We start from the raw sequence: 21,733 nt of genomic DNA, 5'->3' as shown, positions 1-21,733 counted from the left end.
CTCGGTGCGACACCTTGCGCGCCGCCGCCAAAACGACTGTTTCGCGGCAACCGAGCAGAACCGACTCGCTCGCCGGGTCGCCCGACGCGGATGACTCCGCACGTGAAGAGACTCCCATGAACCAGTCCATCGCCGCCCCCCGGCCGCGCACCACCCGACACTTCTCGAACGGCCTCGGGCTGGCCGCCGTCGGTCTGCTCGTTGCGGGCGTCGCCTCGCTCGGCATGGCGCCTGCCCACGCCGCCGAGGCTCGGGTGGGCCTCGGCACCGCCGAGTCGTTCTCCGTCCTGGCCGGCAGTGCGATCACCAACACCGGCCCGTCGGTGCTCAGCGCGGATCTCGGTCTCGCGCCCGGGTCCGCCGTCACCGGCTTCCCGCCCGGCACCGTCCAGGGCACCACGCACGTTGCCGACGCCGTCGCCAACCAGGCGCAGGTCGACCTCACCACCGCCTACAACGATGCTGCTGGCCGCTCGACCTCGGCGACCGTCACCGCCGACCTGGCCGGGCAGCGGTTGACGCCGGGCGTCTACTCGTCGGCGACCTCCCTGGGGCTGAGTGGCGCGTTGACGCTCGACGCCCAGGGTGACCCGAACGCGGTCTTCATCTTCAAGGCAGGCTCGACCCTCACCACCGGGTCGAACAGCTCGGTCGTGCTTACGAACGGCGCGTCAGCCTGCAACGTCTTCTGGCAGGTGGGCAGCTCCGCGACGCTGGGCACCGGCACGCAATTCGTCGGCACGGTCCTGGCACTCACCTCAGCGACGCTCACCACCGGCGCCAACGTCAATGGGCGCATCCTGGCCCGCAACGGGGCGGTCACGCTCGACACCAACGTCATCACGACGCCGACCTGCGCCGCGGCTCCGTCGCCGTCGCCGACGCCGACGCCGACGGCGACGCCCACGAAGACCAGGACCCCGAAGCCCGAGCCGAGCCCCACGGAGACCTCCAGCCCGAGCGGGTCCCCGAACGACGACGGCCCCGTCATCCCGGCCGGCAACCCGCCCACGGGCCTCGGGGGCGTCCAGCAGGGTGACAGCACTCCGATCGTCCTGTTCCTCCTGGGTGGTCTCGCAGCTACCGGTGCCGTCCTGGCATCCACGCTGAGGAACCGCTCCCTCCGCCAGCGCTGATCGCACGTGTCCGACTCCCCAGGCACGTCCACCGGCACCCGGGATGGTCCTGGTCGCCGGTGGGTGCTTGCCAGGTGCCTCGCCGTCGCCGCGACGGTGTTGGCCATCGCCGGGATCCTCATCAACGACGCCGGGACACAAGCTCCTTCACAGGACGCTGGACCGAGGGCCTCGTCATCGCTGAGCACTTCCGCACCGGTCAGGACGAAGGGGCCCGCCGCGAGCGGAACGCCGGTCCCAAGGACCGCGAAGCCGACCACAGCTGCCTCACCGGCGACCCCTGACGGCACGCTGCCGACCGACCCCGTGTCCATCACGATCCCCTCGGTGGCCGTCTCCTCGGAGCTGGTCAGGCTTGGGCTCGAGGAGGACCGCACGGTCGAGGTGCCGCAGGACGCCGACCAGGCGGGGTGGTACGAGCTCGGGACCAGTCCTGGTCAGCTCGGGTCGGCCGTGATCCTGGGGCACGTCGACTCGACGGAGGGGCCAGCGGTCTTCTATCGCCTGCGTGAGCTCGTGCCGGGTTCGCGGGTGCTCGTCACCCTCGGTGACGGAACGGTCGAGACCTTCGAGGTATCGCGCCTCGAGACGATCCCGAACGACGAGTTCCCCGCCGAGCAGGTCTATGCCGGCACCCCGGACCGTCCGACGCTCAACATCGTCACCTGCGGCGGGGACTACGACTCGAGCCGTGGCGGCTACCAGTCGAACGTCATCGTCTACACCGAGCACGTGAGCACAGATCCGCCCGCCTGACCCGTCGCCAGGGACCATGCGGGTCAGGGAGACGGCGGTGTCCATGCCTGTTCGCCGAGGGCGCGCTCGCCCGATCGCTGGAGCAGCCAGCCGACGCCGACCAGAGCGAGGCCCAAGAGCAGGAAGCCGATGTCCCAGGACAACGGCCCGCCGAGGTCATCGCGGACGTGGTGCACGCCGAGGACGAGGTGGTCCACGACCCCTTCGACGACGTTGAACAGGCCCCAGCCAGCGAGCGCGCCACCCAGGTGGAACTTCGCGTTGGGAGCGAGCCGGCCCTGCCGCCACTGGGCCAAGGTCACGATCGACGCACCGACGACACAGAGCCAGGAGGCGATGTGGAAGAACCCGTCGGCCATCGTGTTCACCTCGAGACCGGCCACCGTCGTGACCGGGTAGGCCTCGACGTCACTGACCATGTGGTGCCACTGCAGGATCTGATGCAGCACGATCCCGTCGATGAACCCGCCCAGTCCGATCCCGTGCAGCACGCCGGCGCCCTTGGACGGACGCCTGTCGATCGACGTGGACGTCTCGGGGGATCCTGTCGCCATACGGACAATTTATCCCGGTCGCGGTGGGCGTCCGCGCAGCCAGGCCGGACGGACTCGGCCATACCTACACCCAGACGGTGGCGCGGTGGGCCGTTGGCCTTGTCTGGGTCCTGGTCGCAGTCGCTCTGGCGGTGGCCAGTGCGTCGGCAGGGCTGCCCTGGTGGCAGGGGGCACTGGCGGCCGCAGCCGCGCTGGCCACGATCGCGGGCCTCCTCGTGCGGGTGGCGCGTCGCTTCGGTGGGGTCACCGGAGACGTCTTCGGAGCGGGCATCGAGCTCGCGTTCGCCGTGATCCTGGTGGTGCTGTCGATCGGTCGGTGACCCGGGCTCGCGATGACGTGCAGCTAGAGCCGGAGGACCTGTCCGGCGACGACCAGGTGCACCTCGTCGCAGGCGGTGGCGACGCGCCGGTTGACCAGACCGAGGAGGTCGCGGAACAGGCGACCGGACCGATGGGCCGGGACGACGCCCCACCCGACCTCGTTGGTCACGAGGATGGCGTCGTCACGCTCGTCCAACGCGCCGACCACGCCGTCCAGCAGGCGGTCGACGAGCCCGGTGACGTCGTCGGAGGTCGCCTCCCACATGACGTGCGAGTCGATCATCGACGTCAGCCAGGTCCCGAGGCAGTCGACCAGCACGGGGCCGCCGAGGCGCAGGGCCGAGGCGAGGTCGCGCGTCTCCACCGTCGTCCACGTGCCGGGGCGACGCCGTCGGTGCGCCGCGAGCCGGGCGACCCAGTCCGGGTCCGGCTCCTCGGCGGCGGTGGGTCCGGGTGCGACGTACGACACGGAGGGCGCGGCGGCCAGCAGGCTCTCGGCGTGCCACGACTTGCCGGACCGCACTCCGCCGGTGACAAGGATCTTCATGGGGTTCCCTTCCTCCACGCGGCGACGACACCGCTCATCGTCCCAGCCGCCAGCTGTGCTGGACGTGGCAGTCGTGGTTGGCCCACCACTGCAGGTCGACCCGTTCCGCCCGGGCGCGCACCGGCAACCGGTCACCGAGCTCCGAGCGGATGCCCGCGGCGCTCGCGCCGGTCAGACGGTGCTCGAAGGTGAGGTGCGGGACGACGTCGGCGTAGCGGCCGGCGTACGGCGGCGTCTGGGGGAAGCTCGCGGCCAGGCGGGTGATGAGGCGGTGGAACGGCCCGGCGGGCTCGGGCAGCAGGTGCAGCGTCCCGTCCCCGAATTCCCCGACCTCGTCGAGCTCGAAGCTGAAGGGCGCCTCCGACGCAAGCACGTCCGCCACGGTGAGCAGGTCGTCGTGGGTGGGGAAGTCGAGCCACGGGCCGAGGAGAGTGATGTGGGCGTGCGCGAAGGTCGGGTCGGCCGACACGAACGAGGAGTCGTAGCGAGCCGTCCGGTCACGGATGACGTCGTCGAGCTCCATCACGGGCACCGCGATGACCGAGTGTCCACCGCCGGCCCTCACTGCAGGCCCCGCGGCTGGTCGGCAGGTCGCACAGCAGGTGGTCCTCCGGGTTCGCACGCCATGGGCACGGCGAGCGTAGTGGACAATGCGTGCCGTGCCTGCGCCCGTCTACCTCGTCCGGCACGGGCAGTCGGAGTGGAACGTCCGGGGACTGACGCAGGGGCAGACGAAGCATCCCGCCCTGACCGAGCTGGGTCGCGAGCAGGCGTCCCGGGCGGCCGGGGTGATCGCCGCCGACCTCGGTCGTGCAGGTCTGGTCGCGGCGCGGCTGCTGACGAGTGACCTGGTCCGCGCCACGGAGACTGCCAGGATCGTGGGGACAAGGATCGGCCTCCGCCCCGAGCCGGACCCTCGCCTCCGCGAGCAGCACCTGGGGTCGCTCGAGGGGAGGAGTCACGAGGACTCGTGGGCTCAGGCCGAGCTGCACGACTGGTCCGATCCGGAGCTGCCGGTCGCCGGAGGGGAATCGGTGGGGCAAGTACGCCGACGCGTGGCAGCCGTCCTAGACGAGGTCGACCCCGGCGCGCCGACGGTGTTCGTCAGCCACGGCGACGCGATCCGCTCCGCGATCGCGCACCTGCTGGGTCAGTCGGCGACCGACGCCCCGTGGGTGCCGGTGCCCAACGGCTCGGTGGCCAGGTTCGACGGCAACCTCTCCTGGCTGGAGACCGTGGCAGACGAAGCGTGAGCCGTCATCCGCCCCAGCCGAGCGAGTAGACCTCGAACGGCGCGGCGAAGGCCGAGCCGAGGGACTGCCCCGTCTGACGTGCCATCCCCTCGAGGAACTCCCGCGGGTCCCAGTTCTCCCACCCGAGGCCGTCGATATAGGCACGGTGGGCCTCGAGTGACTCCACTCCACGGTCGAACGTCTCGGTCGTGTCGACGGCATGCCGCGACTCCGGCGACCCGGCCGCCCAGACGGCTCGCACCCCGCCCCAGGGCTCCAGGCTGCTGGAAAGCTGTTCGGGGAAGATCCATCTGTTGCCGGCGTCCCTGGCGGCATCGAGGACGGCCCGCCCGACGGCGATGTGATCGGCCTGGTTGAGGCCTGAGCCGCCCCACGTGTCGCGGAAGTTGCCGGTGATGACGACCTCGGGCCGATGACGTCGGATCACCTCGGCCAGGAGTCGGCGCAGCGCGACGCCGTACTCCACGATCCCGTCCGGCTGACCGAGGAACTCCACCGTGCTCACGCCGACCACCCGTGCGGACTCGACCTGTTCGGCCTCCCGGACCGTGCGGCACTCGTCCGGGTGCATGCCGTCGATGCCGGCCTCCCCGCTCGTGACCATGCAATAGACGACGCCCTTGCCCTGGCCGGTCCAGCGCGCCACGGCAGCAGCCGCGCCGAACTCGAGGTCGTCGGGGTGCGCCACGACGCACAGGGCTCGATCCCAGTCCTCGGGCAGCGGTTCGAAGGTCGGTCGCTCGTCGCTCATGCACCGAGCATCGCCTAATCCGATGGCGTCGACCAGTGCCACCTGATCGGATGGCCGCATGCACATCCGTGAGATCGACCTCCACGACGAGGCCGCGCTGAAGGCGTGGCACGACGTGGAGGCGGCCGCGATGTCCTACGACCGGCCCCACGGTGTCGGGCGCAGCTTCGACGCCCTCGTCAACCAGGTCACCGTCGCGAGTGACTACTACCAGCCGGTGCTGCTCGGAGCCGTCGAAGGAGAGCGGATCGTCGGCATCGCCGAGCTCGGCTACTCACTGATGGACAACACCCACCTCGCCGACCTCGAGGTCACCGTCCTTCCCGACTCGCGGCGGCGCGGGATCGGTCGCTCGTTGTACGCCGACGCGACGGCTCGGCGCCGTGCTGCGGGCCGCACCAGCGCGTGCGGCGAGCTCAACGTGGTCGACGACCTCGGGCCGCTCGCCTTCGCCGAGGCCATGGGCGCGGAGTCGGTCCACGAGGAGGACCACCTGCTCCTCGACCTGCCGATGCACCCGGACCACCTGCGCCGGTTGGAGACCCGTGCGGCGAGTGACTATGAGATCGTCCGCTGGCAGGGTCGCTGCCCCGACGACCTGATCGACGCCTACGCGGCGATGCGCACGCAGATGAACCAGGACGTCCCCACCGGCGAGCTCGACTACGAAGCGGTCGTGATGACACCCGAGCGGATCCGGTCCGGGGAGGAGCGCCTCGCGAAGTCCTACGACGTCCTGGTGGCGGCGGCTCGTCGGTCCGACGGCGTGCTGGGCGGCTACTCGTTGGTCTATCTCCCTCACGGCCGTGACCACGCCCTCCAGGACGACACGCTCGTGATGCCCGAGCACCGTGGTCACCGACTCGGGCTGGCACTCAAGCTTGCGACGTACGAAGTCATCGCGACCGAGCACCCGGAGCGCACGAGGTTCCACACGTGGACCGACCCGGACAACCGCGCGATGCAGGCGACCAACATCGCGTTCGGCTACCGCGCGGTCGAGCGGATGCACGAGGTCCAGGTCAAGGACTGACCCGATCGCTCACCAGCACAGGTCCCACGATCCGCGCTGCTGGCGGCGGGCCGCCCGCTCGGCCCGCTGGTAGGAGCGAGTCCGGAAGAACGGGTCGTTGCGATAGACGTACGTCCGGGCGAAGCCACCGGTGATCTGCGCGCGCCCGACGTCGCGGGCGTTGCGGGAGACGTAGCGCAGCCAACGGCCGTAGCGGTCCCGGTCGGCCTGGGTGGGGTCGGACTGCAGCCGGACGCGCGAGCCGACAGGTGCCAACCGCGCCATGTGGGCCGACGCCGTGTCGCCGCCGCACTCCGCGCCGCCGTACACCTCCGGAGTGTCGATCCCCAGGATCCGGACGGATCGCACGCCCACCCCGGCGATGCGCACCGACAGGGTGTCGCCGTCGGTGACCCGGACGACGTTGCCCCAGTGGCGCCGCACCGGGCCGCTGCTCCCAGAGCCTTCGGGCTCGGTGCCGCTGGTCTCGGGACCGGCCGGGGGAGCCGGCGGCGTCGTCTGCCCCAGCAGCGGAACCGGACCCAGGTCGGTGAGGCACGGGCAGGGGTTGGACTCGCAGGCGAGGCCGTCCCCCTCCGCGTCGAGGCGGTGCGGATCGCCGGGACCGGCGTTGAGGAAGAAGGTCTGGGCGGCGGCCTGCGTGGCGAAGTCGCCGCAGTCCATGTCCGCGGCAGCTGTGGCTGAGGAGGGGGTTGCGACGAGGCCGGCCATCAGCACGGCGAGCAGGACGAGGGGCGACAGCGTTCGGTGCACCTCCCCAGCGTCGTCCCCCCGGTGCGTGATGTCCGTGGAATGGCCGGATTGGGCGGGCTCAAGCCGCCTCGACAGGCGTAAAGTCCGGGGTGCATCGGTAGTCGGCGGTCGGTAGCGGTGCCGAAGGAGGGGGTCAGTCATGACGGAGGCTCGTGGTCCACTCTTGCTTGCGGTCGTCAACGACTTCCCAGTCGTCACCGCCGGCGTGGCGGCGTTGTTGGCGCCGTACGCGCATCGGGTCAAGGTCGAGGAGTTCGTCGGCGAGGTGCCTCCCCGAGGTCACTTCGACGTCCTGCTCCTCGACAACTACGGCCGACCCGACCCCGACGCGCGCCTCGCCCAGCTGGTGGCCCAGACCGATGCCGCCGTCCTGGTGTTCGCGTGGGCCGAGAGCCAGGAGCAGATCGATGCTGCCGTCGCGTTGGGGGCGGCGGGCTTCCTGTCCAAGACGGTCGATGCAGAGACGATCCTCGCCGCCGTTGAGGCCGCTGCCGCCGGCCACCCGGTCCAGTCGGCCCCCGCACGGCACAACAACGCCATGGCGGCCTGGCCCGGGCAGGACCAAGGACTGACGGCTCGCGAGTCCGAGGTGCTCAGCCTGATCGTGAGCGGCATGTCCAACCTCGAGATCGCCGACCGGATCTTCCTCAGCATCAACTCCGTCAAGAGCTACATCCGCACCGCCTACCGCAAGATGGGTGTGGCCAGCCGTTCGCAGGCCGTGCTGTGGGGTCTCGAGCACGGCTTCCAGGTGAAGAAGTCCCCCTCCTGGCTCGAGGAGCGGCGCTAAAGCACGGAGCGGTTCACCCTTTTGTCAGGGTTCTGTCCGTGAGGTCCGGTCACTATATTTTCGTGCGTGGAACCCATTCCTGAAACTTCCGAAGCCGTCGACGAGTTCGGTCCGTTCGAGACCGACCTGCTCGAAAGGCTCCAAGACAAGTCACACCAGGTCCGCGAGCTCGTCCCTGCGTGTGTCGGCATCAGCCTGGCGTCCCGCGAGCACGGCGTGTCCTTCACCGTCGTGGCCACGGACGAGGAGATCGCCGAGCTGGACGGCGCGCAGTACCTCGACAGCGGGCCGTGTGTGGAGAGCGTCAGGGCCGAGCAGGTGCTCGAGTACTCCGGCGACGATTTCATGCAGGAGTCCAGCTGGCAGGTGTTCGCCCTGTCCACCGCCGCTGCAGGCATTGCCAGCACCCTGACCCTGCCCATCCTCAAGGAGGCACAGGTCGTAGGTTCGGTGAACCTCTACGCGGCGAGCCCCGACGCGTTCACCGGCCACCACGAGGCGATCGCGGGCATCTTCGATGCGTGGGCCCCGGGGGCGGTGGCCAACGCAGACCTGGGCTTCGCCAGCCGGAGTACGGCGCAACAGGCTCCCCAGATCCTCCATGCAGAGACCCGGATCCAGGTGGCCCGGGGCGTCCTGGTGGACACGCAGGGCATCAGCGTGGACGCCGCCGAGGAGCAGCTGGCGCAGGCAGCGCGCAGAGCCGGGGTCAGCGAGGCGGCCCTTGCGGAGCGGATCATCTCTGGCGTGGCGTATGCCGAGCGCGAGCAGGAGGAGTAGTCGCTGGCCGCGCCCGCTGGCCTAGGGGTCCTGCGATGGGCCGACACGGAGACATACCGCTAGAGTCTCGTGCGGTCTGGTTGCGGTCGGGCGTTCCCGCGGGCGATGCCTTCGACCTGTCGCACAGATCAAGCGGGGCGGTAGCTCAGTCGGTCAGAGCAGAGGACTCATAATCCTTGGGTCGTGGGTTCGAGCCCCACCCGCCCCACCAGACAGGCGTCTGACCTGCGTAGATGCGGGACCAATGGTCCGGTGATGGTCGGTCTACCGGCTTGGTCCTGACTTATTCCCCACTGTGGGGCGGTTGCTGGAGGTCCAGCACCATGATGGTGGCGGCGCGCGTCGGGGCGGTCGTTCGTCTCAAGTAGCGCGCCGTCACGTTCAGGTCGCCGTGCCCGAGCTGCGCGCCAATCTCCGCCAGCGGCGCGCCGGCCCCATCCATCCAGGATGCGACGGTCCGACGGAACGAGTGAGATCCCGCCCACTGGGTGTCCGATGCGCTCAGCACTAGGTGGAGCGACTTGAGTACGTTCTGGCGGTCGCGCGCCTTCCGAGGATGGTCGCTCCGTTCGGCCCAACCGAGAATCGAGTCGTGCCGAACACCTGGCCTTCCGTCCCGTGCTCGGTGGCGCGATCGCGGAGTCGTTGCGTCAGGTCGTCGCCGAGCGCGAGCACGCGGTCAGCGTGGCGCGTTTTTGTTCCTCGCACGCGAACGCGTCGCGCGTCGAGGTCGACGTCGGACCACGCGCTGTTCCGTAGTGCCTCGGAGATGCGGACGCCCGTGCCGAAGAGGAACGCGACCAGGTCACCGATGTCTGCGGGCGAGGCGTCTGCGTTCCGCTGGATCCGCTTCATCTCCTCGAAGGTGAACGCGCGCTTGGTGTCGTGGCGACCACCGCAGTTGAAGTCGCAGTCCTCGGGGTCACGGCATGTCCGGTCACCTGTGCTACCGGGAGCAGCGGCAGGCAGTTCGACGCGGCGCATCACACTGGCGGGGATCGCTTCCACCCGTTCAGCGAGGTCCAGGATGCCGCTCAGGACCTTCCGTGACTGTTGCGCTGCGACGTTGCCGCGCGTGTTGGCCACGTCGGTGAGCCGCGCTTCGATGACGGCGACGGAGTTCACCTGGGCGACAGGCATCGGGGCGAGCTGGGTCCCTTTTGATCACCCGGTTGACGCCCTCGCAGTCGGAGATCGTCGTGGGCGAGAGCACGCCCCCTCCCCGCTTGCGCTGGCTTCGCTTGCGGGCGAGCCACAGGTCGGCCGCGACGTCGAGTCGCGTCTTCGGGTTCAGCTCGGCGGTGCCCCCCACATGTTCCTTCTCGGCCGCCGCGACCTTGGCTTTGAGCGCTCGGGTCGCGGCGGCATTCGAGATACCCGAGGCGCTCACCTCGCGACGGACGTCGCGCCGGTCCTTGTAGTAGCCCCGGGCCTGCAGCAGGCCAGGCGTCATGGGGTGTGGTCGCACCGTGATTTTCCCCAGTTCGTATGGTGCCGTCGTCGGGCGTGGCATGTGAATCACTCTCCGAAGTGCGGAATGGTTCAACGATACGAAGCAGTTCGCGTCCCTGCTCCTGTGCTGCGTCGGCCTGTGGACAGCCGACAACAAGAGGCGTCTGCGAAGAACTCAATTCAACGCGACGTAGTGCTCGTTCTCGTAGGCGACGACGTCGCTGTAGCGGTAGGCAATGCGCCTGCCGATCCTGAGGTAGCTGATGCCTTCGCCGAACTGGCGGAGGTTGGCGAGGTGGCCGGTGGTGACTCCCCAGCGCTCGGCAAGCTGGGTGGGGGTGAGGAGGTCACGGCGGGTGAGGTCGTCGTGGGTGGCGGTTTCGCTCATGCCGACGCTCCTTCCGACTGGAGGGCCTCGGTGCGCCGTTCGCTGGTGCCGGTGGCGGCCAGGGTGAAGCGTCGGATCTCGGCGACGGTGATGTAGAGCCGGCCGGTGCCGTCGAGCTTGGTTCAGCGGGGGCCGGTGCTGCGGCGTCGCCAGTCACGCACGGTGCGGGGCGGGATGTGGATGAGGGTGCAGAACTGCTCAAAGGTGAGCAGGTCGTGGTCGTGCCATTCCTGGGGTACGTGGATGGGCTGTTCGTGCATGGTGACGTCCTCGGTGTCGTGTCGTCGATGGGCGCGGGCGGGAGGTCGGTAACAGTGGTTCCTCCAGATTGGTGTGGGTGGTGCTGTCACTTCTCCTAAGCCGAAGACGGGGTCCCTAGCGGCCAATGAGGATCGATGAGTTCGTCTGGCGCCGGGATGCCTGATGCGTCCGCCCAGGAGCCGGTACGCGTTTGGCGGTTCCGGACGCTGCAGGTGTAGTCAGCGGCTGATGCCGGGTCGCGGCACGGCCGGGGGTGCGGGGCTCGTAGCGTGCGGGCGACGCCGCCCGGGGGACCGCTCGAGCGGTGCGAGCGGTCCGTAGGTATCAATGGCCTCGAGCGCACTCCGGCGGGCGTGGGTGGGTCCGAGATCGGCGCGATCGCGGGTAAAGGTCTCGATCCACTGGGTCCCGGCCTCGGAGATGGTGTCGGCGACGAGGTGGGCGGTGTTGTGGTGTCGGCTCGGGTCATAGCGACGTAGGTCGCGGCAGCCCCTGTGACCTGCCCGCATATGCAGTGTGCGCCGTCGACGGTCTCGCCTTGCGCGCCGTGGGTGGTGGTGGCGTAGGCGAGCTCTACATGCCGGGCGGCGTACTCGGCGGGCAGCGTCCGGGTTCCCACGGCCGGCGACGGTGAGGTCACCGACGTGGTTGATGCCTGTGATGGTCCATTGGTCGCGGTTGGCCACGTCGAGGTCGCGATCGTTGCGTCGGGTCGCGACCCGGTCACCGACGGCGAGCTGGTCACCGGAGTCGACCGTGATCGCCGGTCGTTCCTGGCTGTCGTCTGCGGTCAGGCGTCGTTGGTCGCGGATGATGGCGTTGAGGGCGTGGACCTGTTCGCGGGTGTCGGCGATGACGAGGTTGCCGGGGGAGGCGGCGGCCAGGTCGGCGACGGCTGTCTGGCGTTCGACGTCGCTGGGGTGGATGAGGATGTCGCCGCGTTCGAGGAGCTGGTCGAACACGGCGCCGGCCTCGGGCCGGTGCGCATCCTCAGGGTGAGGTCGGCGTAGTCGGGGGCGGTGAAGCGGTGGACGGCGTGGAGGGTGGTGTGGTTGTCGGGGTGGGCCCACCGGGTCAATGGCCGAAGAGCTTCGAGAGGAAGCCGCCGCGGGAGCCGGCGGCCGCCTTGTCGGCTGGCGTGTGCTGGCCGTTGCACCAGTCTTTCGCGAGCACGCCCGCTTTGACCTGGTTGATGTGTTGGCCGCAGCCGGCCCAGGTGGTCTTGCCGCAGGTCTTGCATCGGGTTGGTCGGCACATGAGGTGTTCCGTTCTGAGTGGTGGTGGGTAAGGGGTCGGTGAGTGTTCAGCCGTGCGAGAAGGTGATCTTCGGCAGCACGCGGGTGAGCCAGCGGGGGCTCCACCAGGCGGCTTTGCCGGTGAGACGCAGCATCACCGGGAGCAGGACGAGGCGGACGAGGAACGCGTCGAGGAGCACGGCGACACCCAGCACGATGCCCATCTCCTTGGGCGGCAGCGGACCGGACAGCGCGAACGTGAAGAACACCGCCACCATCACCGCGCCGGCGGCGAAGATCACCCGACCGGAGTGCGCCAGCGAGCCCACCATGGCTTCCTTTGGGTCGCCTGAGCGTTCGTAGTGCTCCTTGGCCGAGGCGAGAAGGAAGACGGTGTAGTCCATCGCGATGGCGAAGATCATTGCGAAGAAGAACACCGGCGCCCAGGCGTCGAGGAAGCCCTGGGACTCGAACCCGATCAGGTCGGCCCCGATGCCGTCCTGGAACACGAGGCGGGCTACGCCGAACGCTGCGGCGGTGGACAGCAGGCTGGCCAAGGTGCCGATAAGCGCGATGAGCGGGGCTTGGAGGGCGATGAGCAGGAGCAGGAAGCCGAGGGCCAGGACGACACCGATGACCAGGGGCGTCGATTCGTCGAGCTGGGTCTTGAGGTCGAGGTTCTCCACCGCGGCGCCGCCGACCAGGGCGGACTTCGGTAGGTCGGCGCGGAGCCTGTCGACGGTCGTCGCGAGTTCGGGGTCGGACGGGTCGACGGTCGGCACGGCCTGGATGAGCACCAAGTCGCTGCCGTCGGCCGCGGGCTGGGCGGGCATGGTGCCCGCGATGCCGGGGTCGTCGGTGAGCGCGGCGGTGGTGGCCTCGGCGTTGGACCGGTTCGCGATGACGTGGAGGGTGCCCGGTACGCCGTCACCGAACGCGTCCTGGACTTGGTCGTAGCCGACCCGGGCGCTGGCCTCTTCGGGCAGCACCTGGATGGACGGCATTGCAGTCCGTAGGCCCAGGACCGGGGCGGCCAGGACGAGCAGCACGACCAGGGACGCCAGGCCGAACGCGACGGGACGCTTCCAGAGGCGTTCGCCCCACGCGGCGAACTTCGGGGAGCGGTGAAAGCCGCTGTGGACCCACTTCAAGGCCAGCCTGTTGATGCGGTGATCCAGCTTGAACAGCACGAGCGGGAGCAGGGTGAGTGTGGCGGCGAGGACGAAGGTGACGGCGAGCATGATGCCGCCGGCCATCGACCGGAACGCCGGGGACGGGACGAGCATCACGGCCGACAGGGAGACGAGGACGGTGATGCCGGAGAGTAGGACGGCTTTGCCGGCGGTGTCCATCATCTCCGCGATCGCCTGACGCGGTGTCTCGTGGTGGCCCATCCGGGCCGCCCGGAACCGCACGACCAGGAACAGGGCGTAGTCGATGCCGAGGGCGAGGGCGAACATCATCGCGAAGTTCATCGCCCAGATGGAGACCGGCACGAGCTCGTTGATGAGGACCAGTGAGCCGGCGGAGGCGACGAGTCCGGCGAGCGTCAAGATGAGCGGCAGCCCGGCGGCGACGAGGGCGCCGAAGGCGAGCACGAGGATGGCCATGGTCACCGGCCACGAGATCATCTCGGACTTGAGCATGGCGTCGAGGTTGGCTTCGTTGAAGTCCGACCAGAGCAGCGAGGCGCCGGTCGGGTTCACTTCGATGCCGTCCCCGGACAGGGCCTCGAGGTCGGCCTTGATGTCGTCGGCGACGAGGACCATCTCGTTGGGGTCGGCGCCCGCGCCGGCGAGGATGACGGCGGTCTCGCCGTCCTGACTGAGTGTGACTCCTGGCTGCGGGGCGATGACGTCGGCGATGCGCGGCTCGTCCTCGAGCAGCGCGGTGACCTCGTCGATGACGCCGGCGCCGGTTCCCTTGGTGACGGGCCCGTCGGTGGAGTGGATGACGACCTGGATGGCCGAGCTGGCGTTGCCACCGAAGCTGTCGGTCGCGAGCTCACGCACAGCGACGGACTCGGAGCCGTCGGCCTGCCAGCCGGCGCCGGAGAGGTTGGCTTCGACCTTGGGCGCGAACGCGCCCAGGCCGACCACGAGGAGCAGCCATACCAGGGCGGTGGCCTTGCGGTGGTGGGTGACCCACAGCCCCAGCCGCCCGAGCGGTCCGGGCCGGTAGCCGATGCCGTCCGGGCCGGATGCGGCGTCACGGTCATTGGGTGGAGTGTGGGCGTGGCGGCTGGTGACCGTCGACGTCATGAGCGGAACTCGTTTCTGTCTGGGTGTGAACCGGTGGACGTGGGGTCCCGGGCGTGGGAGCAGGCCCCGGCGCGGAATGGTTGGTCAGCTGAGGGCTGGGATGGCGGTCGCAGCGGTGTAGGCAGCGACGAGGAGGACCAGGGCGGTGAACGCGGCCGAGAGCCGAGCGGTGTCGGTGCGTGCGGCGAGGCGGGCGCCGGCGACGGAGCAGGCGATGGCAGTGACGGTGAGGGCGGCGACGAGCCACCAGTCGGGTGCGATGCCGGTCCCGGCGCGGGTGGCGAGGGCAGCGGTGCTGGTGATGGTGATAACGACGAGCGAGGTGCCGGCGGCGTAGCCCATGGGAAGCGCCAGGGCGAGGGCTAGGGCGGGGACGACGAGGAACCCGCCGCCGACGCCGAGGAACCCGGTGAGCAGGCCCACGGCGGTGGCGGCGACGACGACTTTGAGGGCTTGCGGGCACTGGCACATGAAGGTGGGGCTGAACGTGATGATGGGGTCGTCCAGCTGGGGCCGGTCGGCGTGGGTCCCCGACGGCGCGCCGCGGTGATGGCGGAGCTGCCGGACGGTCATCAGGGTGGCCACGACGAGCATGAGGCCCGCGAAGGCGGTCAGCAGCACGGCCTCGGGGACGGCCGCGGAGGTGTGTGCCCCGGCGACGGCACCGGCGATGGCGACGGCTCCGAACGTGAGCCCGCGGGCGAGCAGGACGTTCCCGGCGCGGTAGGCGGTCATGGCGCCGGCCAGGGAGGTGAGGCCCACGACGACCAGGGACCCGGTGGTGGCCTGCGTCGCGGTCTGTCCCAGTGCGAGGAGCACCGGGACGGCGAGGATTGAGCCGCCGCCGCCGAGCGCGCCCAGGCTGAGCCCGATGAGCGCACCGGCTACGACGGCGGCCAGAAGTGCGTAAGTCACGCTTCGGGTCCCACGAGGTGGAGTCCGACCTTCTCGGCGTTGTCGAAGGTGTCGTCGACGGCGACGAGATTCCGTCCGGCAGCGGAGAGGAAGGACGCGGCGACCGAGGCCCGGTAGCCGCCGGCACAGTGGACCCACACCTCTCTGGCCGGGACGTCGGCCAAACGCTGGGGAAGCTCGTGGATAGGCACGTTGACGGCACCGGCGATGCGAGCCTTGTCGTGCTCGTCCGCTCGGCGGACGTCGAGCACCACGACTTCGCGGTGGTGCCGCACCTGGGCGAGGTCGGCGAACGTAGCGGTCGGGAATGAGCTGAGCTCGCGGTCGCTCCACTGCTCGGGGCTGCCGGTCGCGTGGGCGGCCGGTGGGTCGATGCCGATGCGCGCCAACTCGCGCTGCGCCGCGGCTACGTCGTCCGCACTCTCACCGAGGAGCGTGATGGGGGTGCCCCAGATGATGAGCCAGCCTAGGTAGGTGGCGAAGCCGCCGTCGAGGCCAAAGTTGAGCGTCCCCGGTGCGTGCCCGGCCGCGAACGCAGTGCGGGTGCGCAAGTCGACGACCCACTCACCAGCCTCGATGCGGTGATGCAGCTCGTCGGCATCCGCGACGGACGGCAGGGAAAGGTCGGGCTCGGACGGGCCCTCGGCATTGGCCGGAGCCATGTGGGCGTAGTAGGCCGGAAACGCGCCGAGACCGGCCAGCAGCTCCTCGACGTACGTCTGCTCGTCCTGGGTCAGGACCGGGTTCGACTCCTTCTCCCGCCCGATCGTCGACTCGGTCGCGTCGGACTGCGTGGCCGAGCAGAAAGAGCCGAAGCCGTGCGTCGGGAAGACCTCGGTCTCGTCCGGCAGCAGGTCGGCCAGCCGGTGAGCCGAGGCGTGCTGGTGACGCACGAGCTCGTGGGTGTGCTCGTGCCCCAAAAGGTCAGGACGACCGGTGGCGCCGTACAGCAGCGACCCGCCGGAAAACACACCGACGTTCTGGTCGCCGTCTGCGGAGGTGTCGCTGAGGAGGTACGAGAGGTGCGTGAACGTGTGGCCGGGCGTTGCCAGCGCAGTGACACGCATACGTCCACCCACCTCGACGACCTGTCCGTCCGCTACGGGGGTGCGGGTGAAGGACACGTCTTCCTCGCCATTGACGAGGTACTGGGCACCGGTGCGCTGCGCGAGGGCGAGGCCGCCGGTGACGTAGTCGTTGTGGATGTGGGTTTCGAACACATGGGTGAGGCGCACGCCGTGCTTGTCGAGCAGGGTCAGGACGCGGTCGATGTCGCGCTGCGGGTCAACCACGAAGGCCAGTTCGCCGTCGTGAACGACGTAGCTGCGGTCCCCCAGGGTGGGCGTCTCGATGGGGATGATGGTCAGGTCGGTGTGCTGGAACATGTTCGTCTCCTTGCGGGCGGTGGTCTGCGGATACGGGCTGCCCGTGGGTCAGCGGCCGGTGGGTGCGCCGATTTCGAGCGGGCGCCCGGAGCGGGTCCAGGCCGCCGTGCCGCCGGCCACCGAGTACGCGTCGTATCCGCTCGCGACGAGCAGATCGGTCATCGCGGCGCTGCGGTTGCCGGACCCGCACACGACGAACAACGGGCGCGTCTTGTCCAGCTCGTCCATATGACCGCTCAGTCTGCTCATCGGCATCAGGGCGGCGCCCGGGACATGACCGGCGACGTACTCCCTTGCCTTGCCCACGTCGATGACCGCTGCTTCGCCGTTCAATCCGGCTGCCAAGTGCTCGATGTCAATCTCGGCGGTGCAGCTGCTCATCGATTCCACGTCCTTTCGTCAGTTCCATTGAATACCCGGTGGGGTATCGTGATGAGTCACAACCTACACACCCCCGGGGGTATTCCAAAGCCGCGGATGTACGCCCGTGTGCCGATGCCCGGAATACGGTGGGGGGTATCGTCGTTGGGCAGGTACGCCCCTGCCGGGGACTACGACGAAAGGAGAGGCCCGATGGCCACCATCAACCTGAGCGCCGACGAGTTCGAGCGCACCATCACCGAGAACGACATCGTCTTCGTCGACTTCTGGGCGTCCTGGTGCGGGCCGTGCCGCATGTTCGCCCCCGTGTACGAGAAGGCCTCGACCGAGCACCCGGGTATCATGTTCGCCAAAGTCGACACCGAAGCCGAGCAGGCGCTCGCAGCCGCCGCCAACATCACTTCCATCCCCACCCTGATGGCGTTCAAGGGCGGCACCCTGGTGTTCTCCCAGCCCGGTGCCCTGCCCGCCGCGGCGCTGAACCAGGTCATCACGGGCGTGCGCGACCTCGACGTCGACGCCGCCCTCGCCGAGCAGAAGAAGAGCGCCTGATGGCAACCTTCACCCTCACCACCACGCTCGCGCTGCCCTACGACGACGCCGTCGAGGCGGTTCGCGCCGCGCTCGGCGAACAGGGGTTCGGAATCCTCACCGAAATCGACCTCAAAGCCACGTTGAAGACCAAACTTGACGTCGACGTCGACGTCGCACGCCAGGTCATCCTCGGCGCCTGCCGACCTGCGCTCGCCTACAAAGCACTGAGCGTCGACCCGTCTATCGCCGCCGTCCTGCCGTGCAACGTCGTCGTGCGCGCCCTCGACGATGAGACCACCCTCGTCGAAGCGTTCGACCCCGACGCGATGATGGGACTGGCCGACAACGACGCGCTGCACGCCGTCGCCGCCGACGCCAAAGAGCGGCTCACGGCCGCCCTGGACGCGCTGATTTCCAACGAAGGAGCAAGCTGATGGAGCTCGACCCCACCTCGATGACCCCGGTCATCAACCGCATCAAGCGGGCCCAAGGGCAGCTGGCCGGGGTGCTGCGCCTCCTCGAGGAGGGTCGCGACTGCGAAGACGTGGTGACCCAGCTCGCGGCCGTCTCGAAGGCCCTGGACAAGGCAGGTTTCGCCATCGTCGCGAGTGGCCTGCAGCAGTGCCTGGCCGAAGGCGACGGCATCGACTCAGTCGACGTCAAGAAGATGGAGAAGCTCTTCCTCTCTCTGGCGTAACCCGCCGGCTCGCCTTCACAAGCATGTTTGCGCTCACCGGCAGATCCGCGCACTCGTCGCGGCAGATGAGTGCGTTGTCGAGCACCTAACTCGACGACCGGTGACCGACGATGGGCGGGGAGTTGCCTCAGTAGTCTTGGGTGGCGACCAGCCGCCACGTCGCACCGTCATCGGTCGACTGGACACCCGTGGCGGTGGCGGCATGCCACCTGTCGGCGATGGCGTCGACTGCTTCGGCGGGTCCGTCGAGTGCACCAGCCTTCCGCCACTGTCCGGTCGTGGGGTCATCAGAAACCATCACTGCCCCGTCTGGGGCCACGCCGACGAGCGGCCTGTCGGGCTGCCAGTCCATCCCGGTCAGCGTGGGCGCACCAACGACCTCGACGGGTTCGCCTTGGTCGGTTGAGGAGACAAGGACTCCCCGGACGGTAGTGGCGTAGACGGTCGCGGGATCTGCGGGGTTGGCAGCAAGATCGTAGAGCGGCTGGGTGGTGATGGTGTCCCAGTCGGTCCGGTCGGTGGTGGTGATGAGGGAGCCGGTGTGCGAGTCGTAGGCGTAGATGCGGTCGCCGACAGGTTCGATGGCGTGGAGGTCAGCGTCACCGAGGAGCGATACTTCCTCTGACGTTTCTGCACCGTCGGTTGACTCGATGAGCCCGAGACTCGATGGGAGGTCTTCGTTCAGGTCCGGGTGGCCTGAGCCGAGGAAGTGTCCGCGGCCGACACCCGCGAACCCCACGGTGTCTTGCCACCGCTCTGCGACGCGTTCGCGTTCGCGTGTCACTCGGAAGACCCCGAAGTGGGATGCGACATACAAGGTGTTGTCCGCCGGGTCGACGCCGAGACCGTGGACGTGACCGAGAGCGTTCGCGTCGGCGTCTGTCCCCTGGGCTGCGCCGCCACTTGGCAGGTCCTGCGACGAGCATGCGACGAGGGTGCTGCGGTGAGAGCGAAGACGACGGCAGTAGTGAAGCGGTGCATGGTCTAGTCCTGAGTCAGTAGGGGTCTAGGTGGTGCGGGGGCGTTGACGAAGGCGGTGGCCCGGCGGGTCAACCCGGTCGGCTTGTAGACCGCGAGCAGGGTGGCGGCGAACAGCAGGAGAAGCGCCCCGATGGAGTGGCGATGACCGACGGGCTGTGCAGCGCCCCGGGGTGTCGTCCAGTGTCCTCGGTGGCGATGCTGGCTAACTGGTCGAGGGTGCCGGTGTAGGTGACGAGGACGGCGGTGGCGACCAAGGTGATGCCCAACGTGGACATGACCCAGTAGTGCCGCAACAGTCCCCACTTCGTCACCAGAGACTGCGCGACTCCCGGTCACCAGCGACGCGACCGCGAGTGGGACCAGGACAGTCCACGCCGCCCAGTCCATCGCCACGTAGGCGGCGCGCACCAGGTGGTGTCGGTGCTACTGACGGCAGCGACGCCGAGGGCGAGGTAGACGAGCACCGCACCCACCCATCCCACGGATGAGAGGACGTGGGTGGTCAGGAGCGCTCTGCGTGCCGCTGGCGGCAAGCTCATCAGCGTCCGTGCAGCATGGCGGCGGCGGTGTTGGCGGGTGCGGACATGTGCCGGCCCGGTCCGTGTTCGCCGCCCACGACGAAGCGGGCAACGACGAGGACGACGATGAGGGCAAGGACGGCGAGCAGGGTCCACTTCACCCACGTCGGCATCCCGGTGTAGCTGTCGGTTGGCGACTGGCCTGCGGGCTGGTTGGTGTCTGGGGTGCTGCTCACGATGGTCCTTGGGTGAGGCTGGGAGGTCAGTGGGGCGGGCGAGAGTGAGCTCGCCGCCCGCCCTACTGGTGTACCTGATGGCTAGGACAGGAGACCGTCCATCGTCTCGACCTCGGCGGTCTGCGACTCCACGATGTCGCCTGCGAGGTCGACCGCAGGCTTGAACTGCCCCTCCGAGTGCTGGGTTTCAGCCATCTCCACTGCGCCTTCGTGGTGCTCGACCATCATCTCCAGCCACATGGTCTGGAACTCGTCGTCAGAGGCGTCCTCGAGGGCTGCCATGTCGTCGGCGGTCATCATGCCCGGCATGTCGGCGTAGTCCATCCCGTCATCCGACTCCTCCATCTCGTCCATGTCGTGACCCGCGTTGGCGTGGTCACGCATCGTCTCGGGGACCTCTTCGTCCCAATCGGTGAGCCAGTCGGTGAACATTTCAATCTCCGGGGCCTGGGCTTCGCGGATCTGCTCCGCCAACTGCTGCACCTCCGGGTCGAGGGGCCGGTCGATGGTCAGGTCCACCATCGAGAGTGCTTGGGCGTGGTGCTGAAGCATGTGGGAGGCGAACTCCACGTCGGCGTCATTGTGCTCGGTGGTCGACAGCTCCGAGGCAGTGGCGGTGCTGGCGTCGTCGTTACCGCAGGCGGCAGCAGTGAGGGCCAACGCGGCGGTCAGCGTGAGAGCGCCGAGGGCGCGGGTAGTACGGCTGGTACGCATAGGGGTTCTCCTGAGGTCAGGCGTGTCTGAAACGGGCAGCAGCGTGCCGCATCGCCCCGGCTGGGCGGGGAGGCGGCGTGCTGCCTGTCAGCACCTGATGACGGAGAAGTTCCAGACGTACGGCGGTCCGGTCCCGAGGCGTGCGGTGACCCACCTGGTGGCGGTGGCAGGGGCGGTGGGGCGGTGCGCCCAGACGCGCGGAATGTGGCGCAGGCCGAGGAGCAGGAGCAGGAGTGCTCCGGCTGTGGCGGCAAGCATGGCGAAGCAGAGCATCACCATGCTGCCCAGGCTGTGTCCGTCACCCCCATCGGGTGCGGTGCTGGACATACCAGCGTGCGACCCTGCGGCGGAACTCGTGACCGGGTCACCGTGCGCGTCACCGTGTTCCCCGGTCATGTGGCTGCCAACGGGGGTGGTCATGGTGGAGTGGCCAGTGATGCCCATGCTCATGACGCCGTGAGTGCTCAGTGCGTGCATCCCGATGATGCCGAGAACGATGAACGCGACGGCAGCCGTGAGCAGGGCGGGCACGGCCCTGCTCACCCTGGCAGCCGTGAGGCGCATCGTGTTCATCTCCTCCAGACTACGTTCGTGGGTGACGTCGGTCAGTTGAGATGACGGGTGAGAAGCGCCGGGCGTTGGTGATGTCAGTCCATCATCGCCATGTGACCCGGCGAGTTCATGACGTGCTCGTGGCCCGGTGACGCCATGAAGTTGGCGTGGCTCGGCGAGTGCATCATCACGTGCATTCCGGGGGGCATCTCAGTCATTGCCGTGGTGTCCGTGGGGCTCGGCTCGGTGCTTGCGCCGTCGCCTTGCGCAGCAAGCGCCGCAGCGGGGCCAGCGAGCAATGCGATGGCCGTGGCGCTGCCCACGAGTGCTGTACGGAGTTGCATCCTCATTGTGGTTCCTCTCCTAGGTCGTTCGGGTCATGCGAGGTGTCGGGTGCGCAAGCGCAGGGCGTTGGTGATGACGCTGACCGAGGACAGGGCCATCGCGGCGGCGGCAATCATCGGTGAGAGCAGGAGCCCGGTGACCGGGTAGAGAACTCCGGCGGCGATGGGGATGCCTGCGACGTTGTACGCGAACGCGAACACGAGG

The 21,733-nt window shown here is 69.0% G+C and carries 30 protein-coding genes and 1 tRNA gene; 11 read left to right on the top strand and 20 right to left on the bottom strand.

The genetic code is table 11. The features are described 5' to 3' along the window. Positions 1-116 precede the first annotated feature (116 nt). Positions 117-1,136 (top strand): ice-binding family protein, encoded by a 1,020-nt coding sequence (locus tag JWN68_RS08340; protein WP_297737442.1) that lies wholly within the window; start codon positions 117-119, stop codon positions 1,134-1,136. Between the two features lie 306 nt (positions 1,137-1,442). After that, entirely contained in the window at positions 1,443-1,892 is a 450-nt protein-coding gene (locus JWN68_RS08335; RefSeq protein WP_297737437.1) for a class F sortase, read from the top strand. Between the two features lie 23 nt (positions 1,893-1,915). Here JWN68_RS08335 and JWN68_RS08330 read toward each other — a convergent pair whose 3' ends face one another. Then, entirely contained in the window at positions 1,916-2,446 is a 531-nt protein-coding gene (locus tag JWN68_RS08330) for a DUF2243 domain-containing protein (protein ID WP_297737434.1), read from the bottom strand. Here JWN68_RS08330 and JWN68_RS08325 point away from each other — a divergent pair. Next, positions 2,434-2,766 (top strand): adenosylcobinamide-GDP ribazoletransferase, encoded by a 333-nt coding sequence (locus JWN68_RS08325; protein ID WP_366519768.1) that lies wholly within the window; start codon positions 2,434-2,436, stop codon positions 2,764-2,766. The genes JWN68_RS08330 and JWN68_RS08325 overlap by 13 nt on opposite strands. Before the next feature lie 23 nt (positions 2,767-2,789). On the opposite strand, the gene JWN68_RS08320 is transcribed toward JWN68_RS08325, so the two are convergent. Further along, positions 2,790-3,314 carry a bifunctional adenosylcobinamide kinase/adenosylcobinamide-phosphate guanylyltransferase gene (locus JWN68_RS08320; protein ID WP_297737428.1) on the bottom strand — a complete coding sequence of 175 codons (525 nt, stop codon included), beginning with the start codon at positions 3,312-3,314 and terminating at the stop codon, positions 2,790-2,792. Between the two features lie 34 nt (positions 3,315-3,348). Next, the gene (locus tag JWN68_RS08315) at positions 3,349-3,879 is read right to left on the bottom strand and encodes a 2'-5' RNA ligase family protein (RefSeq protein ID WP_297737425.1); all 531 of its coding nucleotides are present in this window, start codon (positions 3,877-3,879) and stop codon (positions 3,349-3,351) included. 94 nt (positions 3,880-3,973) lie between these two features. Here JWN68_RS08315 and JWN68_RS08310 point away from each other — a divergent pair, with 94 nt between their 5' ends. After that, on the top strand, positions 3,974-4,567 hold the full coding sequence (locus JWN68_RS08310; RefSeq protein WP_297737422.1) for a histidine phosphatase family protein: 594 nt from the start codon (positions 3,974-3,976) through the stop codon (positions 4,565-4,567). A gap of 4 nt (positions 4,568-4,571) precedes the next feature. Here the strand turns inward: JWN68_RS08310 and JWN68_RS08305 are convergent, their stop codons facing one another. Further along, on the bottom strand, positions 4,572-5,318 hold the full coding sequence (locus JWN68_RS08305; protein WP_297737419.1) for a PIG-L deacetylase family protein: 747 nt from the start codon (positions 5,316-5,318) through the stop codon (positions 4,572-4,574). Between the two features lie 58 nt (positions 5,319-5,376). Here JWN68_RS08305 and JWN68_RS08300 point away from each other — a divergent pair, with 58 nt between their 5' ends. Continuing rightward, positions 5,377-6,351 carry a GNAT family N-acetyltransferase gene (locus JWN68_RS08300; protein WP_297737416.1) on the top strand — a complete coding sequence of 325 codons (975 nt, stop codon included), beginning with the start codon at positions 5,377-5,379 and terminating at the stop codon, positions 6,349-6,351. Between the two features lie 9 nt (positions 6,352-6,360). Here JWN68_RS08300 and JWN68_RS08295 read toward each other — a convergent pair whose 3' ends face one another. Next, positions 6,361-7,104, bottom strand: a complete 744-nt coding sequence (locus tag JWN68_RS08295; RefSeq protein WP_297737413.1) for a thermonuclease family protein — start codon at positions 7,102-7,104, stop codon at positions 6,361-6,363. A gap of 139 nt (positions 7,105-7,243) precedes the next feature. On the opposite strand from JWN68_RS08295, the gene JWN68_RS08290 reads away from it, so the two are divergent. The 3 genes from JWN68_RS08290 (at position 7,244) to JWN68_RS08280 (ending at position 8,885) form a co-directional block, all read left to right on the top strand. After that, complete coding sequence (locus tag JWN68_RS08290) at positions 7,244-7,894, top strand: response regulator transcription factor (RefSeq protein ID WP_297737411.1); 651 nt, start codon at positions 7,244-7,246, stop codon at positions 7,892-7,894. 66 nt (positions 7,895-7,960) lie between these two features. Continuing rightward, the gene (locus tag JWN68_RS08285; protein WP_297737409.1) at positions 7,961-8,674 is read left to right on the top strand and encodes a GAF domain-containing protein; all 714 of its coding nucleotides are present in this window, start codon (positions 7,961-7,963) and stop codon (positions 8,672-8,674) included. 134 nt (positions 8,675-8,808) lie between these two features. After that, positions 8,809-8,885 (top strand) — tRNA-Ile (locus JWN68_RS08280). 72 nt (positions 8,886-8,957) lie between these two features. On the opposite strand, the gene JWN68_RS19290 is transcribed toward JWN68_RS08280, so the two are convergent. The 10 genes from JWN68_RS19290 to JWN68_RS08235 form a co-directional block, all read right to left on the bottom strand. Next, positions 8,958-9,182 carry a tyrosine-type recombinase/integrase gene (locus tag JWN68_RS19290; RefSeq protein ID WP_366519766.1) on the bottom strand — a complete coding sequence of 75 codons (225 nt, stop codon included), beginning with the start codon at positions 9,180-9,182 and terminating at the stop codon, positions 8,958-8,960. Continuing rightward, on the bottom strand, positions 9,182-9,814 hold the full coding sequence (locus tag JWN68_RS08275; protein WP_297737407.1) for a tyrosine-type recombinase/integrase: 633 nt from the start codon (positions 9,812-9,814) through the stop codon (positions 9,182-9,184). Before JWN68_RS08275 ends, JWN68_RS19290 begins: the two co-directional genes overlap by 1 nt. 487 nt (positions 9,815-10,301) lie before the next feature. After that, a complete protein-coding gene (locus tag JWN68_RS08270; protein ID WP_297737404.1) occupies positions 10,302-10,514 on the bottom strand; it encodes a hypothetical protein in 213 nt (70 codons plus the stop codon). A gap of 122 nt (positions 10,515-10,636) precedes the next feature. Next, complete coding sequence (locus JWN68_RS08265) at positions 10,637-10,774, bottom strand: hypothetical protein (RefSeq protein ID WP_297737401.1); 138 nt, start codon at positions 10,772-10,774, stop codon at positions 10,637-10,639. A gap of 219 nt (positions 10,775-10,993) precedes the next feature. Then, positions 10,994-11,737: a hypothetical protein gene (locus tag JWN68_RS08260; protein WP_297737398.1), complete on the bottom strand. Its 744-nt coding sequence runs from the start codon at positions 11,735-11,737 to the stop codon at positions 10,994-10,996. A gap of 112 nt (positions 11,738-11,849) precedes the next feature. After that, positions 11,850-12,032, bottom strand: a complete 183-nt coding sequence (locus JWN68_RS08255) for a hypothetical protein (RefSeq protein ID WP_297737395.1) — start codon at positions 12,030-12,032, stop codon at positions 11,850-11,852. 46 nt (positions 12,033-12,078) lie between these two features. After that, a complete protein-coding gene (locus JWN68_RS08250) occupies positions 12,079-14,271 on the bottom strand; it encodes an MMPL family transporter (protein ID WP_297737392.1) in 2,193 nt (730 codons plus the stop codon). 84 nt (positions 14,272-14,355) lie between these two features. Continuing rightward, the gene (locus JWN68_RS08245) at positions 14,356-15,186 is read right to left on the bottom strand and encodes a sulfite exporter TauE/SafE family protein (protein WP_297737389.1); all 831 of its coding nucleotides are present in this window, start codon (positions 15,184-15,186) and stop codon (positions 14,356-14,358) included. Next, positions 15,183-16,571, bottom strand: a complete 1,389-nt coding sequence (locus tag JWN68_RS08240; RefSeq protein ID WP_297737386.1) for an MBL fold metallo-hydrolase — start codon at positions 16,569-16,571, stop codon at positions 15,183-15,185. The genes JWN68_RS08245 and JWN68_RS08240 overlap by 4 nt, the downstream gene beginning before the upstream one ends. Before the next feature lie 48 nt (positions 16,572-16,619). Next, complete coding sequence (locus tag JWN68_RS08235; RefSeq protein ID WP_297737384.1) at positions 16,620-16,952, bottom strand: rhodanese-like domain-containing protein; 333 nt, start codon at positions 16,950-16,952, stop codon at positions 16,620-16,622. Positions 16,953-17,144: 192 nt separating this feature from the next. On the opposite strand from JWN68_RS08235, the gene trxA reads away from it, so the two are divergent. From trxA to JWN68_RS08220, 3 genes are read left to right on the top strand one after another with little or no spacing between them, the layout of a single operon-like run. After that, positions 17,145-17,504: a thioredoxin gene (gene trxA, locus JWN68_RS08230; RefSeq protein WP_297737381.1), complete on the top strand. Its 360-nt coding sequence runs from the start codon at positions 17,145-17,147 to the stop codon at positions 17,502-17,504. After that, a complete protein-coding gene (locus JWN68_RS08225; RefSeq protein ID WP_297737379.1) occupies positions 17,504-17,920 on the top strand; it encodes a DUF302 domain-containing protein in 417 nt (138 codons plus the stop codon). The genes trxA and JWN68_RS08225 overlap by 1 nt, the downstream gene beginning before the upstream one ends. After that, a complete protein-coding gene (locus JWN68_RS08220; protein ID WP_297737376.1) occupies positions 17,920-18,183 on the top strand; it encodes a metal-sensitive transcriptional regulator in 264 nt (87 codons plus the stop codon). Before JWN68_RS08225 ends, JWN68_RS08220 begins: the two co-directional genes overlap by 1 nt. Before the next feature lie 127 nt (positions 18,184-18,310). Here JWN68_RS08220 and JWN68_RS08215 read toward each other — a convergent pair whose 3' ends face one another. From JWN68_RS08215 to JWN68_RS08195, 5 genes are all read right to left on the bottom strand, one after another. After that, entirely contained in the window at positions 18,311-19,093 is a 783-nt protein-coding gene (locus tag JWN68_RS08215; protein WP_366519767.1) for a F510_1955 family glycosylhydrolase, read from the bottom strand. Between the two features lie 609 nt (positions 19,094-19,702). Then, entirely contained in the window at positions 19,703-19,918 is a 216-nt protein-coding gene (locus JWN68_RS08210; protein WP_297737368.1) for a hypothetical protein, read from the bottom strand. Positions 19,919-19,999: 81 nt separating this feature from the next. After that, on the bottom strand, positions 20,000-20,632 hold the full coding sequence (locus JWN68_RS08205; protein WP_297737365.1) for a DUF305 domain-containing protein: 633 nt from the start codon (positions 20,630-20,632) through the stop codon (positions 20,000-20,002). Positions 20,633-20,719: 87 nt separating this feature from the next. Beyond that, positions 20,720-21,205: a hypothetical protein gene (locus JWN68_RS08200; protein ID WP_297737362.1), complete on the bottom strand. Its 486-nt coding sequence runs from the start codon at positions 21,203-21,205 to the stop codon at positions 20,720-20,722. 74 nt (positions 21,206-21,279) lie between these two features. After that, the gene (locus tag JWN68_RS08195) at positions 21,280-21,402 is read right to left on the bottom strand and encodes a hypothetical protein (protein WP_297737359.1); all 123 of its coding nucleotides are present in this window, start codon (positions 21,400-21,402) and stop codon (positions 21,280-21,282) included. Positions 21,403-21,733: the final 331 nt, after the last annotated feature.

Origin of the sequence: Nocardioides sp., from assembly GCF_025964975.1 — a bacterium.
Taxonomy (GTDB): Bacteria; Actinomycetota; Actinomycetes; order Propionibacteriales; family Nocardioidaceae; genus Nocardioides.
Note: the sequence above shows the minus strand (reverse complement) of the source record. Positions and strands in the feature narration are given on the sequence as shown.

Excerpts from the sequence above, each read along its gene's own strand:
- JWN68_RS08340 (WP_297737442.1), top strand. The coding sequence starts at position 117 with ATGAACCAGTCCATCGCCGCCCCCCGGCCGCGCACCACCCGACACTTC.
- JWN68_RS08330 (WP_297737434.1), bottom strand. The coding sequence starts at position 2,446 with ATGGCGACAGGATCCCCCGAGACGTCCACGTCGATCGACAGGCGTCCG.
- JWN68_RS08320 (WP_297737428.1), bottom strand. The coding sequence starts at position 3,314 with ATGAAGATCCTTGTCACCGGCGGAGTGCGGTCCGGCAAGTCGTGGCAC.
- JWN68_RS08305 (WP_297737419.1), bottom strand. The coding sequence starts at position 5,318 with ATGAGCGACGAGCGACCGACCTTCGAACCGCTGCCCGAGGACTGGGAT.
- JWN68_RS08300 (WP_297737416.1), top strand. The coding sequence starts at position 5,377 with ATGCACATCCGTGAGATCGACCTCCACGACGAGGCCGCGCTGAAGGCG.
- JWN68_RS08290 (WP_297737411.1), top strand. The coding sequence starts at position 7,244 with ATGACGGAGGCTCGTGGTCCACTCTTGCTTGCGGTCGTCAACGACTTC.
- JWN68_RS08275 (WP_297737407.1), bottom strand. The coding sequence starts at position 9,814 with ATGCCTGTCGCCCAGGTGAACTCCGTCGCCGTCATCGAAGCGCGGCTC.
- JWN68_RS08270 (WP_297737404.1), bottom strand. The coding sequence starts at position 10,514 with ATGAGCGAAACCGCCACCCACGACGACCTCACCCGCCGTGACCTCCTC.
- JWN68_RS08265 (WP_297737401.1), bottom strand. The coding sequence starts at position 10,774 with ATGCACGAACAGCCCATCCACGTACCCCAGGAATGGCACGACCACGAC.
- JWN68_RS08255 (WP_297737395.1), bottom strand. The coding sequence starts at position 12,032 with ATGTGCCGACCAACCCGATGCAAGACCTGCGGCAAGACCACCTGGGCC.
- JWN68_RS08250 (WP_297737392.1), bottom strand. The coding sequence starts at position 14,271 with ATGACGTCGACGGTCACCAGCCGCCACGCCCACACTCCACCCAATGAC.
- JWN68_RS08240 (WP_297737386.1), bottom strand. The coding sequence starts at position 16,571 with ATGTTCCAGCACACCGACCTGACCATCATCCCCATCGAGACGCCCACC.
- JWN68_RS08235 (WP_297737384.1), bottom strand. The coding sequence starts at position 16,952 with ATGAGCAGCTGCACCGCCGAGATTGACATCGAGCACTTGGCAGCCGGA.
- trxA (WP_297737381.1), top strand. The coding sequence starts at position 17,145 with ATGGCCACCATCAACCTGAGCGCCGACGAGTTCGAGCGCACCATCACC.
- JWN68_RS08225 (WP_297737379.1), top strand. The coding sequence starts at position 17,504 with ATGGCAACCTTCACCCTCACCACCACGCTCGCGCTGCCCTACGACGAC.
- JWN68_RS08220 (WP_297737376.1), top strand. The coding sequence starts at position 17,920 with ATGGAGCTCGACCCCACCTCGATGACCCCGGTCATCAACCGCATCAAG.
- JWN68_RS08205 (WP_297737365.1), bottom strand. The coding sequence starts at position 20,632 with ATGCGTACCAGCCGTACTACCCGCGCCCTCGGCGCTCTCACGCTGACC.
- JWN68_RS08200 (WP_297737362.1), bottom strand. The coding sequence starts at position 21,205 with ATGAACACGATGCGCCTCACGGCTGCCAGGGTGAGCAGGGCCGTGCCC.
- JWN68_RS08195 (WP_297737359.1), bottom strand. The coding sequence starts at position 21,402 with ATGACTGAGATGCCCCCCGGAATGCACGTGATGATGCACTCGCCGAGC.